The sequence below is a fragment of the Streptomyces sp. NRRL B-24572 genome (genome assembly GCF_002156145.1).
GTDB lineage: Bacteria > Actinomycetota > Actinomycetes > Streptomycetales > Streptomycetaceae > Streptomyces > Streptomyces vietnamensis.
Genome location: NZ_MWIG01001026.1, coordinates 1 through 1,400, shown reverse-complemented (window position 1 = coordinate 1,400; position 1,400 = coordinate 1). Strand labels below are relative to the sequence as shown.

Annotated in this window: 1 protein-coding gene; it reads right to left on the bottom strand. The window is 71.2% G+C overall.

What is annotated here, in order from left to right; translation table 11 throughout:
- Positions 1-1,400, bottom strand: a 1,400-nt coding sequence (locus CCN56_RS39735) for an urease subunit alpha (protein WP_086832442.1), incomplete at both ends; no start/stop codon positions are given.

Genomic DNA, 1,400 nt, shown 5'->3' with positions numbered 1-1,400 from the left:
GAGCCGAGGTCGACGGCGGCCTGCGCGACGAAGGCGACGGAGAGCTCGGCCGGAGCGGCGCCGTGGGCGCCGAACAGCGGCCCGAGGACGAGCGGTTGACAGGTGTCGGTGGCGGCGTTCGGATCGCCCACGACCCCCCACGCGGGGAAGCCGTTCTTGATGACCATCTGCGGCTTGGCACCGAAGTACTCCGGCCGCCACAACACGACGTCGGCCATCTTCCCGACCTCGATCGAGCCGATCTCGTGGGCGAGGCCGTGGGCGATCGCCGGGTTGATGGTGAGCTTGGCGATGTAGCGCAGCACGCGCGCGTTGTCGTCGTGCGCGCCGTCGCCCTCCATGGGTCCCAGCTCGGCCTTCATCTTCCCGGCCATGGCGAAGGTCCGGCGTACGGTCTCGCCGGCCCTTCCCATCCCCTGCGCGTCGGAGGAGGTGATCCCGATCGCGCCGAGGTCGTGCAGGACGTCCTCCGCGCCCATCGTCCCGGCCCGGATCCGGTCGCGCGCCATGGCGGCGTCGCCCGGGAGGTCGGTCTTCAGGTCGTGGACGGAGACGATCATCCCGTAGTGCTCGGCGACCGCGTCGCGGCCGAAGGGCAGGGTGGGGTTGGTGGAGGAGCCGATGACGTTCGGCACGCCCGCCATCTTCAGGACGTTGGGGACGTGTCCGCCGCCGCAGCCCTCGATGTGGAAGGCGTGGATCGTACGGCCTTCCAGGACCTTGAGGGTGTCCTCGACCGACAGGCACTCGTTCAGACCGTCCGAGTGGAGGGCGACCTGGACGTCGTGCTCCTCGGCGACCCGCAGCGCGGTGTCCAGGGCGCGGGTGTGGGCGCCCATGTCCTCGTGGACCTTGAAGCCCGAGGCACCGCCCTCGGCCAGCGCCTCGACCAGCGGCGCCGGGTCCGAGGAGGAGCCACGGGCCAGGAAGCCGATGTTGACCGGCCAGGCGTCGAAGGCGCTGAAGGCGTGCTTGAGCGCCCAGGGCGAGTTGACGCCGACGCCCCAGACGGGCCCGAACTCCTGGCCGATGATCGTGGTGACGCCGCTCGCGAGCGAGGCCTCCATGATCCGGGGGGAGAGCAGGTGGACGTGGGTGTCGACGGCGCCGGCGGTGGCGATCAGGCCCTCGCCGGAGACGATCGAGGTGCCGGTGCCGACGACGACGTCGACGCCGTCGAGGGTGTCGGGGTTGCCGGCCCGGCCGATCGCGTGGATCCGGCCCTCGCGGATGCCGATGGACACCTTGCGGATGCCCTGCACGGCGTCGATGACCAGGACGTTGCTGATGACGACGTCGCAGGTCTCACGGACGGCCGCGGCCTTGAGGTGGAGGCCGTCGCGGGCGGTCTTGCCGAAGCCGGCGAGGAACTCGTCGCCGGGCTTCTGGGAGTCCGACTC